16 protein-coding genes and 1 pseudogene are annotated in these 16,908 nt (G+C 72.2%); 15 read left to right on the forward strand and 2 right to left on the reverse strand.

From position 1 onward, the window contains the following. A pseudogene (locus AB0C36_RS39355) lies at positions 1 to 96 on the forward strand (recombination mediator RecR); the annotation flags it as partial. Between the two features lie 19 nt (positions 97 to 115). On the opposite strand, the gene bldD reads toward AB0C36_RS39355, so the two are convergent. Then, entirely contained in the window at positions 116 to 619 is a 504-nt protein-coding gene (gene bldD / locus AB0C36_RS39360) for a transcriptional regulator BldD (RefSeq protein WP_358363696.1), read from the reverse strand. A gap of 396 nt (positions 620 to 1,015) precedes the next feature. Here bldD and pyrR point away from each other — a divergent pair, with 396 nt between their 5' ends. The 8 genes from pyrR (at position 1,016) to pyrF (ending at position 11,216) form a co-directional block, all read left to right on the forward strand. Then, positions 1,016 to 1,654, forward strand: coding sequence for a bifunctional pyr operon transcriptional regulator/uracil phosphoribosyltransferase PyrR (gene pyrR, locus AB0C36_RS39365; protein ID WP_358363698.1), 639 nt, complete (start codon positions 1,016 to 1,018; stop codon positions 1,652 to 1,654). Between the two features lie 3 nt (positions 1,655 to 1,657). Continuing rightward, positions 1,658 to 2,638 (forward strand): aspartate carbamoyltransferase catalytic subunit, encoded by a 981-nt coding sequence (locus AB0C36_RS39370; RefSeq protein WP_358363700.1) that lies wholly within the window; start codon positions 1,658 to 1,660, stop codon positions 2,636 to 2,638. After that, positions 2,635 to 3,924 carry a dihydroorotase gene (locus AB0C36_RS39375; protein WP_358363702.1) on the forward strand — a complete coding sequence of 430 codons (1,290 nt, stop codon included), beginning with the start codon at positions 2,635 to 2,637 and terminating at the stop codon, positions 3,922 to 3,924. The genes AB0C36_RS39370 and AB0C36_RS39375 overlap by 4 nt, the downstream gene beginning before the upstream one ends. Further along, positions 3,921 to 4,565, forward strand: coding sequence for a PH-like domain-containing protein (locus tag AB0C36_RS39380; RefSeq protein ID WP_358363704.1), 645 nt, complete (start codon positions 3,921 to 3,923; stop codon positions 4,563 to 4,565). The genes AB0C36_RS39375 and AB0C36_RS39380 overlap by 4 nt, the downstream gene beginning before the upstream one ends. Further along, on the forward strand, positions 4,562 to 5,716 hold the full coding sequence (gene carA / locus AB0C36_RS39385; protein ID WP_358363705.1) for a glutamine-hydrolyzing carbamoyl-phosphate synthase small subunit: 1,155 nt from the start codon (positions 4,562 to 4,564) through the stop codon (positions 5,714 to 5,716). Before AB0C36_RS39380 ends, carA begins: the two co-directional genes overlap by 4 nt. Then, a complete protein-coding gene (carB, locus tag AB0C36_RS39390; RefSeq protein WP_358363707.1) occupies positions 5,709 to 9,020 on the forward strand; it encodes a carbamoyl-phosphate synthase large subunit in 3,312 nt (1,103 codons plus the stop codon). Before carA ends, carB begins: the two co-directional genes overlap by 8 nt. A gap of 156 nt (positions 9,021 to 9,176) precedes the next feature. After that, entirely contained in the window at positions 9,177 to 10,283 is a 1,107-nt protein-coding gene (locus AB0C36_RS39395; protein WP_358363709.1) for a quinone-dependent dihydroorotate dehydrogenase, read from the forward strand. A 99-nt stretch (positions 10,284 to 10,382) separates the two neighbouring features. Next, complete coding sequence (pyrF, locus tag AB0C36_RS39400) at positions 10,383 to 11,216, forward strand: orotidine-5'-phosphate decarboxylase (RefSeq protein WP_358363711.1); 834 nt, start codon at positions 10,383 to 10,385, stop codon at positions 11,214 to 11,216. 66 nt (positions 11,217 to 11,282) lie between these two features. On the opposite strand, the gene AB0C36_RS39405 is transcribed toward pyrF, so the two are convergent. Continuing rightward, complete coding sequence (locus AB0C36_RS39405) at positions 11,283 to 12,140, reverse strand: hypothetical protein (protein WP_358363712.1); 858 nt, start codon at positions 12,138 to 12,140, stop codon at positions 11,283 to 11,285. Between the two features lie 316 nt (positions 12,141 to 12,456). Between AB0C36_RS39405 and AB0C36_RS39410 the strand changes: the two genes are divergently transcribed. From AB0C36_RS39410 to rpoZ, 6 genes are all read left to right on the forward strand, one after another. Continuing rightward, positions 12,457 to 13,173 carry a hypothetical protein gene (locus AB0C36_RS39410; protein WP_358363714.1) on the forward strand — a complete coding sequence of 239 codons (717 nt, stop codon included), beginning with the start codon at positions 12,457 to 12,459 and terminating at the stop codon, positions 13,171 to 13,173. Further along, a complete protein-coding gene (gene cseB / locus AB0C36_RS39415; protein WP_358363716.1) occupies positions 13,170 to 13,913 on the forward strand; it encodes a two-component system response regulator CseB in 744 nt (247 codons plus the stop codon). Before AB0C36_RS39410 ends, cseB begins: the two co-directional genes overlap by 4 nt. 2 nt (positions 13,914 to 13,915) lie before the next feature. Continuing rightward, a complete protein-coding gene (locus AB0C36_RS39420) occupies positions 13,916 to 15,226 on the forward strand; it encodes an ATP-binding protein (RefSeq protein WP_358363718.1) in 1,311 nt (436 codons plus the stop codon). A 332-nt stretch (positions 15,227 to 15,558) separates the two neighbouring features. Next, on the forward strand, positions 15,559 to 15,876 hold the full coding sequence (gene mihF, locus AB0C36_RS39425) for an integration host factor, actinobacterial type (RefSeq protein ID WP_358363720.1): 318 nt from the start codon (positions 15,559 to 15,561) through the stop codon (positions 15,874 to 15,876). A 78-nt stretch (positions 15,877 to 15,954) separates the two neighbouring features. Next, positions 15,955 to 16,521: a guanylate kinase gene (gmk, locus tag AB0C36_RS39430; RefSeq protein WP_358363722.1), complete on the forward strand. Its 567-nt coding sequence runs from the start codon at positions 15,955 to 15,957 to the stop codon at positions 16,519 to 16,521. Between the two features lie 69 nt (positions 16,522 to 16,590). Then, on the forward strand, positions 16,591 to 16,854 hold the full coding sequence (rpoZ, locus tag AB0C36_RS39435) for a DNA-directed RNA polymerase subunit omega (protein WP_231777208.1): 264 nt from the start codon (positions 16,591 to 16,593) through the stop codon (positions 16,852 to 16,854). Positions 16,855 to 16,908 lie beyond the last annotated feature (54 nt).

Below are 16,908 nucleotides of genomic sequence, written 5' to 3' on the forward strand. Positions count from 1 at the left end.
AAGCCGATGGGTCTCAAAGTGACCCGGCTGGCCAGCGGGCTGCCGGTGGGGGGTGACCTGGAGTACGCCGACGAGGTGACCCTCGGCTGCGTGTGACGCTGTGTCAGTTCCCGGGTCAGGCGCCCGGGGTCGTGTCGACCGCACGCCGCGCCTCGGGGTTGAGGACCCCCCAGCTGATCAGCTGCTCGGTGAGCACGCTGGGCGACTGGTCGTAGATCACGGCGAGTGTGCGCAGGTCGTCCTGGCGGATCGACAGCACCTTGCCGTTGTAGTCGCCGCGCTGGCTCTGGATCGTGGCGGCGTAACGCTGGAGAGGCCCGGCCTTGTCGGACGGAACCTGCGAGAGGCGCTCGAGGTCGAGCACGAGGCGCGGCGGCGGCTCGGCGGCGCCGTTCGGCGTGCCGCCGGGCAGCAGCTCCTGGACCGGAACACCGTAGAAGTCGGCGAGCTCGGCGAGACGCTGCACCGTGACGGCGCGGTCGCCGCGTTCGTACGACCCGACGACGACGGCCTTCCAGCGCCCCTGGGACTTCTCCTCGACACCGTGCAGGGACAGCCCCTGCTGGGTTCGGATGGCGCGGAGTTTCGCCCCGAGCTGCTTGGCGTAGTCGCTGGACATCTGGCTCCCAAAAACAGGTGACTGTGACCATGAAGGCCCACCGGTGGATGAGCCGATGGGGGAGAAGCCACCGCTGCGCCGCACGATCTCGGGGCGCCGGCCCGGAACCTCGGCCGACACGTCGCGAGTGTCGCGTTTCGCCCGGTGGTCACTCATTGTGAGGTTACGCAGAGTAATTTGCGTCCGTCAAGCCGAACGGCCTAACCGGTACGTTCGCCCCGGCGTCCGCCGGGACCGAAGGCCGGGACCCGCGGGACCTCCGGCAGCTCTGTGTGCAGGCCGGACGGTTGGAGGAAGCACGCAAATCGGCGCGATCATGGCCCTGCTAGTGTGAGGGCGTAACCCGACGTCCTTTAAAGCCCGTCCCGTGAGACGGGGAAGGAGGTCTGCATCCGCATGACCAAGGCCAATCCGCGTCCCGGAGACCTGGACCCCGGCACCGCCCGGACCGTCCTCGACGCCTCCGACATCGCCCGGGTCCTCACCCGGGTCGCCCACGAGATCGTCGAACGCGCCAAGGGCGCCGACGACGTGGTGCTGCTCGGTATTCCGACCCGCGGCGTCGCACTCGCCCGCCGGCTCGCCGAGCGCCTCGAGGACATCGAGGACATCAAGATCCCGGTCGGCGCCCTCGACATCACCATGTACCGCGACGACCTGCGCCTGCGGCCCGCCCGCGCGCTGGAGCGCACCGAGATCCCGCCCGCCGGGATCGACGGCAGGCTCGTGGTCCTCGTCGACGACGTGCTCTTCTCCGGCCGCACGATCCGCGCCGCACTCGACGCGCTCAACGACATCGGCCGCCCGCGCGCCGTGCAGCTGGCCGTCCTCGTCGACCGCGGACACCGCGAACTGCCCATCCGCGCCGACTACGTGGGCAAGAACCTCCCCACCTCGCAGCGCGAGAAGGTCCAGGTGCTCCTGGAGGAGTACGACGGCCGCGACGCCGTCCTCCTCGGCACCCGCGGCGGCACGTCCGGCCCGCCCGGCGACGCCGCGAAGGTCCCCCCGGCCGCAACCCCGGAAGCGAAGTAGCCCGTGAAGCGTCACCTCATCTCGGCCGCCGACCTCACCCGGGACGACGCGCTCCTGATCCTCGACACCGCCGAGGAACTCGCGCACATCGCCGAGCGGCCCATCAAGAAGCTGCCCACCCTGCGCGGCCGGACCGTGGTCAACCTCTTCTTCGAGGACTCCACCCGCACCCGCATCTCCTTCGAGGCCGCCGCCAAGCGCCTCTCCGCGGACGTCATCAACTTCTCCGCCAAGGGCTCCTCGGTGTCCAAGGGCGAGACGCTGAAGGACACCGCGCTCACCCTCCAGGCCATGGGCGCCGACGCCGTCGTCATCCGGCACGGCGCGTCCGGCGCACCGCACACCCTGGCCAACTCCGGCTGGCTGCGCGGCTCGGTCGTCAACGCCGGCGACGGCACGCACGAGCACCCCACCCAGGCCCTGCTCGACGCGTTCACGATGCGCCGCCGCCTGAACGACGGCAAAGGTGACCTCGAAGGGCGCCGCATCACCATCGTCGGCGACGTCCTGCACAGCCGCGTCGCGCGCTCCAACGTGCTGCTGCTCGCCACCCTCGGCGCCGAGGTCACCCTCGTCGCCCCGCCGACCCTGCTGCCGATCGGCGTGGAGACCTGGCCCTGCCAGGTCAGCTACGCCATCGACTCGACGCTCGCCAAGTCCGACGCGGTGATGATGCTGCGCGTGCAGCGCGAGCGCATGAACGCCGCGTTCTTCCCCACCGAGCGCGAGTACTCGCGCCGCTACGGCCTCGACGCCAAGCGCATGGCCGCGCTGCCCGAGCACGCCATCGTCATGCACCCCGGCCCGATGAACCGCGGCATGGAGATCGCCGCCGAGGTCGCCGACTCGCCGCGCTCGACCATCGTCGAGCAGGTCACCAACGGCGTCAGCGTGCGCATGGCCGTCCTGTACCTGCTGCTCGGCGGCTCCGAGCCCGCCGTCACCGCCTCCACCACCACGCCTGCCGAGGAGACCGCCAAGTGAGCACGTACCTGATCCAGAACGCCAAGGTGCTCGGCGGCGACCCGCAGGACGTGCTCGTCTCCGACGGCCGGGTCGCCGAGATCGGGCGCGGCATCGAGCCCGCGGACGCCACCCAGATCATCGACGCGGCCGGACAGATCCTGCTGCCCGGCCTCGTCGACCTGCACACCCACCTGCGCGAGCCGGGCCGCGAGGACGCCGAGACCGTCGAGACCGGCACCCGCGCCGCCGCGCTCGGCGGTTTCACCGCCGTGCACGCGATGGCCAACACCGATCCCGTCGCCGACACCGCGGGCGTCGTCGAGCAGGTGTGGCGCCTCGGCCAGGAGGCCGGACGTTGCGACGTGCACCCGGTCGGCGCGGTCACCGTCGGCCTGGCCGGCGAGCGCCTGGCCGAGCTGGGCGCCATGCACGAGTCCGCCGCGAACGTGAAGGTGTTCTCCGACGACGGCAAGTGCGTGCACGACGCCGTCATCATGCGCCGCGCGCTGGAGTACGTGAAGGCGTTCGACGGCGTCGTCGCGCAGCACGCGCAGGAGCCCCGGCTGACCGAGGGCGCCCAGATGAACGAGGGCCTGGTCTCCGGCGTCCTCGGTCTGCGCGGCTGGCCGGCGGTCGCCGAGGAGGCGATCATCGCCCGCGACGTGCTGCTCACCGCGCACGTGGGCTCGCGCCTGCACGTGTGCCACGTCTCCACCGCCGGCTCCGTGGAGATCATCCGCTGGGCCAAGTCGAAGGGCTGGGACGTCACCGCCGAGGTCACGCCGCACCACCTGCTGCTGACCGACGAACTCGTGCGCTCCTACGACCCCGTCTACAAGGTCAACCCGCCGCTGCGCACCGCCGAGGACGTCGCGGCGCTGCGCGAGGGCCTGGCCGACGGCACCATCGACGCGGTGGCCACCGACCACGCGCCGCACCCGTCCGAGGACAAGGACTGCGAGTGGGCGGTCGCGGCCATGGGCATGCTCGGCCTGGAGACCGCGCTGTCCATCGTGCAGCAGACCATGGTCGACACCGGCCTGCTGGACTGGGCGGGCGTCGCCGACCGTATGTCGGTGCGCCCCGCGCGCATCGGCCGCCTCGACGGCCACGGCCGCCCGCTCGCGGTCGGTGAGCCCGCCAACCTGGTGCTGGTCGACCCGGCGGCACGGCGTACCGTCGAACCGTCCGAACTCGCCTCGCGGAGCGCGAACACCCCCTACGCCGGGATGCAGCTGCCCGGCCGGGTGGTGGCCACCTTCCTGCGCGGCGTACCGACGGTGATCGACGGGAAGCTCGCGTGAACTCCAGCACCGGCACCACTGTTCTGCTCGCGGCCGAGAAGAAGTCCGCCGAGGTCTCCGACTGGGGCCAGTACCTGCTGTGGACCGGCGTCTTCGTGGTCCTCATCGGCGGCGTGTACGCGCTGATGTGGCGCGCGTGGAAGAAGCGCGGCCGACGCCAGGCCGACCTGCCGGCCCCCGCGACCGCCCCCGACGCCGACGGCCCGGACGCCGGTACGCCGCTGCTCCCGACGCTGTCCGGCCGCTACTTCGGCACCACCATGGCCGGCCGCTGGCTGGAGCGCGTCGTCGCGCACGGCCTGGGCACCCGCAGCACCGTCGACGCGACCCTGACCGAAAAGGGGTTGCGGGTGGACCGGCCCGCCGCGGCCGGCTTCTTCGTCCCGGCCGCGGACCTCGTCGAGGCGCGCTTCGAGAAGGCGGCGGCCGGCAAGGTCCTGCCCGAGGGCGGCCTGCTGGTGGTCACCTGGCGGCTCGGCGACACGCTCGTCGACTCCGGCCTGCGCAGCGACCACGTCGCCGACCACGACGCGTGGGTCGACGCCGTCAACCGCCTCGTGGCGGGGGACGTCCCGGCCGCCGCACCTGCCGGGCCGGCCGCGCACCCGAATGTGAACGATCAGGAAGGCACCCGACAGTGACCGCAACAAACGCCAAGGCCGCGGGCCCTGCCGTCCTCGTCCTGGAGGACGGCCGCACCTTCCGCGGCAGCGCGTACGGCGCGGTGGGGGAGACCTTCGGAGAAGCCGTGTTCTCCACCGGCATGTCCGGCTACCAGGAGACGCTGACCGACCCCTCGTACCACCGCCAGGTCGTCGTCATGACGGCCCCGCACGTCGGCAACACCGGCGTCAACGACGACGACCCCGAGTCCTCCCGCATCTGGGTGTCCGGGTACGTCGTGCGCGACCCCGCCCGCCGGCCCTCCAACTGGCGTTCGCAGCGCAGCCTCGACGAGGAGCTGGAGCGCTACGGCGTCGTCGGGATCTCCGGCATCGACACCCGTGCGCTCACCCGCCACCTGCGCGAGCGCGGCGCGATGCGCGTCGGGATCTTCTCCGGGGCGGCCGTCGCCGACGACGCGGTGCTGCTGGAGAAGGTCCGCAGCGCGCCCGAGATGACCGGTGCGGACCTGGCCGGGGAGGTCGCCACCAAGGAGGCGTACGTCGTCCCCGCGATCGGCACCAAGAAGTTCACCGTCGCGGCCCTCGACCTCGGCATCAAGGGCATGACCCCGCACCGCATGGCCGAGCGCGGCATCGAGGTGCACGTGCTGCCCGCCGCCGCGACCGTCGAGGACGTCTACGCGGTGAACCCCGACGGCGTCTTCTTCTCCAACGGCCCCGGCGACCCCGCCACCGCCGACCACCAGGTCGGCGTCGCCCAGGCGGTGCTGGAGCGCGGCACGCCGTTCTTCGGCATCTGCTTCGGCAACCAGATCCTCGGCCGCGCGCTGGGCTTCGGCACCTACAAGCTCAAGTACGGCCACCGCGGCATCAACCAGCCGGTGCAGGACCGCACCACCGGCAAGGTCGAGGTCACCGCGCACAACCACGGGTTCGCCGTGGACGCGCCGCTCGACAAGGTCACCGAAACGCCGTACGGCCGCGTCGAGGTCACCCATGTGTGCCTCAACGACAACGTGGTCGAGGGCCTCGGCCTGCTCGACCGGCCCGCGTTCAGCGTGCAGTACCACCCCGAGGCCGCGGCCGGTCCGCACGACGCCGCGTACCTCTTCGACCGCTTCACGTCTTTGATGGACACCGCCCTGATGGAGAGCAAGAGTGCCTAAGCGCAACGACCTGAAGTCCGTCCTGGTCGTCGGCTCGGGCCCGATCGTCATCGGCCAGGCCGCCGAGTTCGACTACTCCGGCACCCAGGCCTGCCGCGTCCTCAAGTCCGAGGGACTGCGCGTCATCCTGGTCAACTCCAACCCGGCGACGATCATGACCGACCCGGAGGTGGCGGACGCGACGTACGTCGAGCCCATCACCCCGGAGTACGTCGAGAAGATCATCGCCAAGGAGCGCCCCGACGCCCTGCTGCCGACCCTCGGCGGGCAGACCGCGCTCAACACCGCGGTCGCGCTCAGCGAGAACGGCGTGCTGGAGAAGTACAACGTCGAGCTGATCGGCGCGAACATCGACTCCATCCAGAAGGGCGAGGACCGCGACCTCTTCAAGGACGTCGTGGAGCGCGTACGCCAGAAGATCGGGCACGGCGAGTCCGCCCGCTCGGTCATCTGCCACACGATGGACGACGTCATCGCCGGCGTCGAGACGCTCGGCGGCTACCCGGTCGTGGTCCGCCCGTCGTTCACGATGGGCGGCGCCGGCTCCGGCTTCGCGCACGACGAGCAGGACCTGCGCCGCATCGCCGGACAGGGCCTCGCGCTCTCGCCGACCACCGAGGTGCTCCTCGAGGAGTCCATCCTCGGCTGGAAGGAGTACGAGCTGGAGCTCATGCGCGACAAGAACGACAACGTCGTCGTCGTGTGCTCCATCGAGAACTTCGACCCGATGGGCGTGCACACCGGCGACTCGATCACCGTCGCGCCCGCGATGACGCTCACGGACCGCGAGTACCAGCGGCTGCGCGACATCGGCATCGCGGTCATCCGCGAGGTCGGCGTCGACACCGGCGGCTGCAACATCCAGTTCGCGGTCAACCCCGAAGACGGCCGCATCATCGTCATCGAGATGAACCCGCGTGTCTCGCGCTCGTCGGCGCTCGCGTCGAAGGCCACCGGCTTCCCGATCGCGAAGATCGCCGCTCGCCTCGCGGTCGGTTACACGCTCGACGAGATCCCCAACGACATCACCCGCGAGACCCCCGCGTCGTTCGAGCCCACGCTCGACTACGTGGTGGTCAAGGTGCCGCGCTTCGCCTTCGAGAAGTTCCCGGCCGCCGACGCCACCCTCACCACCACGATGAAGTCGGTCGGCGAGGCCATGGCCATCGGCCGCAACTTCACCGAGGCCCTGCAGAAGGCGCTGCGGTCGCTGGAGAAGAAGGGCTCGCAGTTCGACTTCGCCGCCGAGCCCGGCGACAAGGCCGCGCTGCTGGAGCTGGCCGCGACGCCGACCGACGGCCGCATCAACACCGTGATGGACGCCATCCGGGCCGGTGCCACGCCCGAGGAGCTGTTCGAGTCCACCCGCATCGACCCGTGGTTCCTCGACCAGCTCTACCTGGTGCACGAGGTCGCGGGCGAGGTCGCCGAGGCGCGCGAGCTGACCCCCGAACTGCTGCGCCTGGCCAAGCGGCACGGCTTCTCCGACGCGCAGATCGCCGCCATACGGGGACTGCGCGAGGACGTCGTCCGCGAGGTGCGGCACGCGCTGGGCGTACGGCCGGTCTACAAGACGGTCGACACCTGCGCCGCCGAGTTCGCCGCGAAGACCCCGTACCACTACTCGTCCTACGACGAGGAGACGGAGGTCGCGCCGCGCGAGAAGGCCGCGGTGATCATCCTCGGCTCCGGGCCGAACCGCATCGGGCAGGGCATCGAGTTCGACTACTCGTGCGTGCACGCCGCGTTCGCCCTCGCCGACGCCGGCTACGAGACCGTCATGGTCAACTGCAATCCGGAGACGGTCTCCACCGACTACGACACCGCCGACCGCCTGTACTTCGAGCCGCTGACGCTGGAGGACGTCCTGGAGGTCGTGCACGCCGAAGAGGCGGCCGGACCGGTCGCGGGCGTGCTCGTGCAGCTCGGCGGGCAGACCCCGCTCGGGCTCGCCCAGGCGCTCAAGGACGCGGGCGTGCCGATCGCGGGCACCTCGCCCGAGGCGATCCACCTCGCCGAGGAGCGCGGCGCGTTCGGCCGGGTGCTGCACGAGGCCGGGCTGACCGCGCCCAAGCACGGCACGGCGTTCTCGTTCGAGGAGGCCAAGGCCATCGCGGACGAGATCGGCTACCCGGTGCTGGTGCGGCCGTCGTACGTGCTCGGCGGGCGCGGCATGGAGATCGTGTACGACGAGGAGTCGCTCGCGACCTACCTGGAGCAGAACGCCGGCCTCGTCTCCGACCACCCGGTCCTGGTGGACCGCTTCCTCGACGACGCCATCGAGATCGACGTCGACGCGCTCTACGACGGCGAGGAGCTGTACCTCGGCGGCGTCATGGAGCACATCGAGGAGGCCGGCATCCACTCCGGCGACTCGGCGTGCGCGCTGCCGCCGATCACGCTGGGCGGCTTCGACATCAAGCGGCTGCGCACCGCCACGCTCGGCATCGCCGAAGGCGTCGGCGTACGCGGGCTGATCAACATCCAGTTCGCGCTGGCCGGGGACATCCTCTACGTGCTGGAGGCCAACCCGCGCGCGTCGCGCACCGTCCCGTTCGTCTCCAAGGCAACCGCGGTGCCGCTGGCCAAGGCCGCCGCGCGCGTCTCGCTCGGTGCGACGATCGCCGAGCTGCGCGCCGAGGGCCTGCTGCCCGCCGAGGGCGACGGCGGCACGCTGCCGCTGGACGCGCCGATCGCGGTCAAGGAGGCGGTCCTGCCCTGGAACCGCTTCCGCGACGAGTACGGGCGCGGCGTCGACACCGTGCTGTCCCCGGAGATGCGCTCGACCGGCGAGGTCATGGGCATCGACGCGTTCTTCGGCACGGCGTACGCCAAGTCGCAGGCCGGCGCGTACGGCGCCCTGCCCACCAAGGGCCGCGCGTTCGTGTCCGTCGCCAACCGCGACAAGCGCTCGATGGTGTTCCCGGTCAAGGCGCTGGTGGACCTCGGGTTCGAGATCATGGCGACGCAGGGCACCGCCGAGGTGCTGCGCCGCAACGGCGTCACCGCCACCGTGGTGCGCAAGCACAGCGAGGGCCCCGGCCCGAACGGCGAGCCGACGATCGTGCAGCTGATCCACGAGGGCGGCGTCGACCTCATCGTCAACACGCCGTTCGGCACCGGCGGCCGCCTCGACGGCTACGAGATCCGCACCGCCGCGGTCACCCGCGGCATCCCCAGCATCACCACGATCCAGGGATTCGCCGCCGCGGTGCAGGGCATCGGCGCACTGGTCGCGGGCGACATCGGGGTGCGGTCGCTGCAGGAGCACGCGGAACACCTGATCGCCGCGCGAGAGAGCTGACCTGATGGCGCAGGGGTCCTCCGGAGAGTCGTCTGGGGGACCCCTTCGCATGCCGCCGTCCGACCGAACGCCCGTGCACCGTACGTCCGTCCGCCGGACGCCGGTCCGCGGCACGCCCGTTCCCGCGCCGCTTCCCCCGACGAGGACCCCGAGGCCATGAGCTACCCCCTCTTCTTCAAGTACGTCTTCCGCAACCTCGACCCAGAGCAGGCCCACCACCTGGCCTTCGGGGCGATCCGGGCGGTCGGCCGGGTGCCGGGCGGTCGCGCCGCGACCGCCAAGCTGCTGGCGCCGCGCGACCCGGCGCTCGCGGTCCGGGCGTTCGGCATCGACTTCCCCGGCCCGTTCGGCCTGGCGGCCGGCTTCGACAAGAACGCGGTCGGCATCGACGACCTGGGCGCGGTCGGCTTCGACTTCGTCGAGATCGGCACGGTCACCGCCCAGGCCCAGGCGGGCAATCCGAAGAAGCGGCTGTTCCGGCTGGTGGAGGACCGCGCAATCGTCAACCGCATGGGCTTCAACAACGACGGTGCCGCCGTCGTCGCGGCCCGGCTGCACGCGCGCGGCCCGCGGCGCCCCAAGCGGCCGACCGTGCTGGGCGTCAACATCGGCAAGACCAAGGTCGTCCCCGAGGAAGGCGCGGTCGCCGACTACGTCGCCTCGACCGAGAAGCTCGCCCGGTACGCCGACTACCTCGTCGTCAACGTCTCGTCGCCCAACACCCCGGGGCTGCGTGACCTCCAGGCCGTCGGCCACCTGCGCCCGCTGCTGACCGCCGTACGCGACGCCGCGGACCGCACGGTCATGTCGCGCCGCGTCCCGCTGCTCGTCAAGATCGCGCCGGACCTCGCGGACGAGGACATCGACGCGGTCGCCGACCTCGCGGTGGAACTGGGGCTCGACGGCATCATCGCGACCAACACCACGATCGGCCGGAGCGGCCTGGCGTCGCCGCCCGAAGAGGTCGAGGCGTGCGGCGCGGGCGGCCTGTCCGGTGCGCCGTTGAAGGCCCGGTCCGTCGAGGTGCTGCGCAGGCTGCGGGCGCGCGTCGGCGACGGCATGGTGCTGATCGGCGTCGGTGGCGTCGAGACCGCGGACGACGTGTGGGAGCGCCTGGAGGCCGGCGCCACGCTGGTGCAGGGCTACACGGGGTTCATCTACGCGGGGCCGTTCTGGTGCCGCACGATCCACAAGGGATTGTCCGCGCGGCTGCGCGCGTCGGGGCGTACCTCGCTGGCCCAGCTCACCGCCGCGGCACGGTGAGCCGAACCCCGCGGTCCGCGGGGATCTGCGGGGATCCGCGGGATTACGCTGCCAAAAGCGGCAAAACCTCAATCTGAAGGTCGACTCGAGAGTGAGACTTTGATGGTGCAGCCCTTCGGCGCCCGCCTGCGCGCCGCGATGGACGAACGCGGCCCGCTGTGCGTCGGCATCGACCCCCACGCGGCGCTCCTCCGGGGGTGGGGTCTCGACGACGACATCGACGGGCTGGAGGCGTTCACCCGGACCGTGGTCGAGGCGCTCGCAGGCCAGGTCGCGGTCCTCAAGCCGCAGAGCGCGTTCTTCGAGCGCTTCGGCAGCCGCGGCATCGCGGTCCTGGAGCGCGCCGTCGCCGAGGCACGTGCCGCGGGGGCACTGGTGATCATGGACGCCAAGCGCGGCGACATCGGCTCGACCATGGCCGGGTACGCGGCGGCATACGTCGACGAGAACAGCCCGCTCGCCTCGGACGCCGTCACCGTGAGCCCGTACCTCGGCTACGGCTCGCTGCGCCCGGTCCTCGACCTCGCCGAGGAGCACGGCGCCGGCGTCTTCGTCCTCGCCCTGACTTCCAACCCCGAGGGCAGCGAGGTGCAGCGCGCGACCGCGGCCGACGGGACCAGCGTGGCGTCGGTGATGCTGCGCCACATCGCCGCCGAGAACGCCAACGCCCCGGTGCTCGGCTCGGTCGGCGCCGTCGTCGGTGCCACGCTCGGCGACGTCGGCGTGGACCTCGACATCCACGGCCCGCTGCTCGCCCCCGGCATCGGCGCCCAGGGCGCCACCCCGCAGGACATCCCCACGGTGTTCGGTGACGCCGCACGCAACGTCGTGCCGAGCGTCAGTCGCGAGATCCTGCGCCACGGGCCGTCCCACGAGGCCCTGCGCGAGGCCGCCCGCCGGTACGCCGACGAGTGCCGGGCCGCCATCGGCTGAGAGTCCCGTCCGCGGATTCGGCACGGCGTGGGCCCACCGTGGGCTCAGGTCGGGCTCAGGTCGGGCTCAGAAGCGCCCGTCGGGGTCGCGGCGCACGACGGCGAAGCCCACCCCGGCCACCGCGACCGCGGCGATGAGAGCGCCACCGGAATAGAGGATCAGGTTCGTGCCGTCGGTCGCCCCCGAGGCGGCCTGCGACTTCGAGGGCCACAGGCCCCGTCCGGACGTCGCCGCGGCCGGGCTCGGGGCGCCGGAGCCGGTCGAGCCGGCGGCGAGGCCGGCGGTGCCGCGCGACGACGTGTCCCCGCCGGTCCCGGAGTCCGTCCCGGAGTTCGCCCCGGCGGCCGCGGTGTCCGTCGCGGTACGGGCGTCCGGCCCGGTCTGCGGGTTCGCGGGCGCCGGCACCGCGGGCACCTCGATGCGGCCGCTCTGGTTGCCGTAGCGCATGTCGACGTACGGGTGCCCGTCGTCGACCAGCAGGTAGTGCCAGCCCGACGTCGGGCTGGCCAACGGCCCGTTCCGGCCCGGTGCCAGCACGCCCACCCAGCCGCCGCCGGCCGTGCGGATCGTCGCCGAAGGGCTTCCGGCCTCCGACGAGACGGTGATGTTGTCGCCGTACTCGGTCACGTAGACGCTCTTGCCGGGCGCCGACGACACGCGTTTGGCGCCCAGTTCGCCGGGGGACCGCGTCGGCTGCTCCGCGACGGCGCTCTCGTCGGCAGTCGCGGTGGAGGACGGCGCCGCGGTTGCCGCCACGGCCGGAGCCGGCGAAGCGTCCACCGCGCTCGAAACCGCGACCCCGGTCGAAGGAGTCGACGCGCCCGCGGTCGGGGCGATCAGGAACACGGCCGCCGACATCGCCGCGGCCGCTCCCGCCGTCGCCGCAAGCCGGGCGGCGATACGGCGGCTGCGCTGCGGCGACATGGTGCCCTCCCGAGGGGGTGACGCGGCCCGGTGCCGCGGCGACGCCTCGACGGTACGGGCCGCGAACCACCCCCAAACGCGCTGCGACCAGGGCGATTCGCGACTGCCGGAAGGCCGATGGGCGGCTGTTACACGACCGACGCCTTGCTGACGCATATGGGCGCACCGAGACGACAAATGGCGATATTCGGTCATGATGTGACACGTGATCATGCGCTCCAACGCCCGCCGGAGACCCCCCTCCCGGCCCGCGCCCCCGCCGCACGCGGGACGTCCCCGCACCTCCCGGTCGCGTGTCCGCGCGACCGTCGCGGTGGTGCCCGCGGTCCTCGCGGCGGGCCTGTTCGCGGCCGCCTGCGGCGACGGCACCGGCGTCGTCGACGCGGGTGAGGCGCGCAAGGTGGTGCCGCCCCCGACCGCCCAGCCGCTGTGGGCCGACCAGACCGTCCCGGTGCCGCCGCAGGAGCCCGCGGCCACACCCTCCCCGGGGGCGACGACGCCGGAGCGGCCCGCGCCGACGCCCGTGCCGGTCGCCGTACCCGAGGGGGACGACGTTCGCGGACTCGACGCCCGCGCCGTGATGCTGGCCGACCCCCTGGTCGACACCGACGCGAAGACAGAGGTGCGGCGCTGCCCGGACGCGTGCGGATTGCGCCCGCCGGTGTACCGCGACCTGACCGGGGACGGGCGGCCGGAGCTGATCACCTCGGTCACCGACCGGCGCGGCGGGACCGGCACGTACGCGTACACCATCGCGGGCGGACAGGTTTTCGACATCTTCTGGTACTTCGGCGACCACTATGCCGTCGACGGCCTCGGCGAGGACCTGGTCGTCCGACAGGCGGTCGCCGCACCCGGCGACGCGCGCGAGAACCCGAGCCTGCTGTACCGCACCCGCTTCCGCTGGAACGGCCGCGAGATGGAGCCGATCGGCACCGAGACCGAGTTCCGTCAGCAACCGCCCCTGGTGCCCAACGGCGGTAGCCCGTCGGCGAGTCCATCGGCCACCACGACCCCGGGAAGCACCCCGTGAACGACGCCCCCGGCGACCCCCGCGTCCTCCTCGCCGAGGACGACGACGTCATCCGCGAGGCCACCGCCCTCGCGCTGCAGCGGTACGGATTCCAGGTCGGCACCGTCGCCGACGGCCTGACCGCCCTGGAGGTCTTCCGCACCGATCCGCCCGACGTGGTCGTCACCGACGTGATGATGCCCGGCCTCGACGGCGTCGGGCTGACCCGGCGGATCCGGGAGAGCAGCACCGTCCCGATCATCATGGTCACCGCCCGCGCCGACCCCATCGACATGGTGTCGGGCCTGGAGGCCGGCGCCGACGACTACATCACCAAGCCGTTCGAGAGCGCCGTCCTCGTCGCCCGGATCCGGGCCGTCCTGCGCCGCGTCGGACCGTCGCCGGCCGCCGCCGGTGCGTCCGACCCGGCGCCGACGACTGCGGAACCCCCGGAGCAGACGCCGCGGCCACCGTCGGGAGTGCGCGTCGTAGGGGACCTGGAGGTCGACACCGACGCCCTCCACGTGCGCGTCGACGGCAGTCCCGTACAGCTCACCCCCACCGAGATGCGCCTGCTACTGGAGTTCAGCGCGGCCCCCGGCATCGTGCTCGACCGGGACACGCTGCTCGAACGCGTGTGGGACTACCAGTGGGGCGGCGACACGCGCGTGGTCGACGTCCACGTGCAGAGGCTGCGCGGCAAGATCGGCGCCGACCGCATCGAGACGGTGCGCGGCTTCGGCTACAAGCTGCGGCGGTAGCGGTGCCCGACGACATGGCCGACCGCCGGTCGCGGCGGCCGATCCGCGGCTTCCGCCCGTCCATCCGGCTGCGCATCGCGGTGGCGATCGCAGCCGTCTCCTGCGTGGTCGCCACCGTGCTCGGCGTGCTCGTGCACGAGACCTCGCAGCGGCAACGGCTGGACCGGGGGCGGGACATCGCGCTGGCACGGCTGGACGCGGCGCTCAGCGCCTACGGCCGCACCGGCCAGGTCAGCGGCCCCGGCGCCGCGGTCGACGACCCCGAACTGCCGGCCGCGCTGCGCCGGGTGCTGGCCAAGGGCCACCAGGGCACCGTGCTGGTCCGGGGGCCGGTCGGCCAGGAGGTCTGGGCCGCCGCGCCGGTCGAGGACCACGTGGTCTCGACGCGGCTCGAATACGCCCTCGTCGCCGGCTCCGGCGCCGACCTCGACCGGGCGATCGTCGCCTCCGCGCTGTTCGCGGTCGGGGTGACGGTGCTCGTCGGCGTGGCCGCGTCCGCCGGCATCAGCCGTCGCCTGCGGCACGTGCAGCGCACCTCGCGGCGCATCGCCGACGGCGACCTCGACGCGCGCGTCGGCCGGATCGGCGGGCGCGACGAAGTCAGCGACCTGGCCGCGTCGGTGGACCGCATGGCCGAGGCGCTCCAGGAACGCCTGCGGTCCGAGCAGCGCTTCACCGCCGATGTCGCGCACGAACTGCGTACGCCCCTGACCGGCCTGGTCACCGCCGCGGAGCTGCTGCCCGCGTCCCGCCCGACCGAGCTGGTCCACGACCGCGTGCGCGCACTCCAGGCGCTGGTCGAGGATCTGCTGGAGGTGTCGCGGCTCGACGCCGCGGGGGAGACCGCCGAGGTACGCGCCTTCCGCCTCGGCGCCGCGGTCCGCCGCGTGGTCGCCGCCGCGGAGGCGGCCGGCGCCGGGCCGACCCGGTTCGAGCTCGTCGCGGACGCCGTCGTCGAGACCGACGGCCGCCGCCTGGACCGGATCCTCGGCAACCTCGTGGTCAACGCGCACCGGCACGGCGCGCCCCCGGTCGAGGTCGTCGTCGACGGGCACACCGTGACCGTGCGGGACCACGGGCCCGGCTTTCCGCCCGACCTGCTGGACCACGGGCCGCAGCGGTTCCGCTCGGGCCACCGCGAGCGCGGGCGCGGTACGGGCCTGGGCCTGACGATCGCGATCGGGCAGGCCCGGGTGATCGGCGCGGAGCTGGACTTCGGCACGGCCGTCGGCGGCGGGGCGCTCGCGGTGCTCGTGCTGCCGGGCCCGCAGGACGACGGCCCTGCCCCGGAATCGGGAGAGAGGTATCCGTAGTGCGTCGCCGTCGCGTCCCGTTGCGTCGTCGATGAGTGGTTCCACAGGTTAAGGACCGCTCGCAGTTTTGTTACTTTTATTGCGAAGTATCCGTTCTTCAAGGCCGAACGTGCTGTCGATTCGTCCGCCAAAGATGCCCTGGGGTGGTCTTTTCGGCAGATTCGGACGACGCGGCGCGTTCCGCGGACTAGGCTCCCTCACAAGCTCACTCGGTCGAGCGTTTCGCGTTGCCGCGGGCGCTGTGACCAGCTAGGTTCCACAGTTGCGGTGGCCCAAGAGGGGCAACCGCGGCCCATAACCATCCGGTGTATCGAAGTCCGAGGTGACACGGCGTGGCTCTTCCGCCCCTGACCCCCGAACAGCGCGCAGCCGCGCTCGCGAAGGCCGCTGAGGCTCGGCGGGAGCGTGCCGCGGTGAAGAACCGCCTGAAGCACTCCAACGCCTCGCTGAGCGAGGTGATCAAGGAGGGCCAGACCAACGACGTCGTCGGGAAGATGAAGGTCTCGGCTCTGCTCGAGTCCCTCCCCGGCGTCGGCAAGGTGCGCGCCAAGCAGCTGATGGAGAAGCTGAACATCTCCGAGACCCGTCGCGTGCGGGGCCTCGGGTCGAACCAGATCGCGTCGCTCGAGCGCGAGTTCGGCGGGAAGTAGTCCCCGCTGTGGGACCACGTCCTTCCGGGCCCGGCACATCGCGACCGGCCTCAGCAGAACGGCACTGAGAACAGCACCATGCACGACTCACAGCAGCAGCGTCGGCTCACCGTGCTCTCCGGCCCCTCCGGGGTCGGCAAGAGCACGGTGGTCGCGCATCTCCGCGGCCGGCACCCCGAGGTGTGGCTGTCGGTGTCCGCGACCACCCGCAAGCCCCGGCCCGGTGAGATCGACGGTGTGCAGTACCACTTCGTCGACGACGAGCAGTTCGACAAGCTCGTGGCCGCCGACGAACTCCTGGAGTGGGCCGAGTTCGCGGGGAACCGCTACGGCACGCCGCGCCAGGCGGTCCTGGACCGCCAGGAGGCCGGCGTCGCGACCCTGCTGGAGATCGAACTCGAGGGGGCCCGGCAGATCCGCCGGGCGATGCCGGACGCACTCCTGGTCTTCCTCGCGCCGCCTTCCTGGGACGAGCTGGTCCGCCGGCTGGTCGGACGCGGCACCGAGTCGCCGGAGGTCATCGAGCGCCGCCTCGCGCAGGCGAAGGTGGAACTGGCCGCGGAGTCCGAATTCGACGTGACACTCGTGAACACGTCCGTCGAGGATGTCTCGCGCGAACTGCTAGCCTTGATGAACGTTTCCTGAATCGATAGAGATCCCTGTCGTCGTGTGGTGCACGCCCACGGCCGAGGGTCGTTAGGGAAGGCCCCCGCCTTGTCAGTCACCTCCTCCGCGCCCGAAGGCATCATCAACCCGCCGATCGACCAGCTCCTCGAGGTCACCGACTCGAAGTACAGCCTGGTCATCTACGCGGCGAAGCGTGCGCGGCAGATCAACGCGTACTACTCGCAGCTCGGCGAGGGCCTGCTGGAGTACGTCGGCCCGCTCGTCGACACCCACGTGCACGAGAAGCCGCTCTCGATCGCCATGCGCGAGATCAACTCCGGCATGCTCACCGCGGAGCCCATCGAGGGCTGAGGCCCTCCGCGGCCCGCGAGGCCGCCCGGTTCACCGCCGCGCCCGGTCCGCCCC

Source organism: Streptodolium elevatio (assembly GCF_040649515.1).
Lineage (GTDB): Bacteria > Actinomycetota > Actinomycetes > Streptomycetales > Streptomycetaceae > Yinghuangia > Yinghuangia elevatio.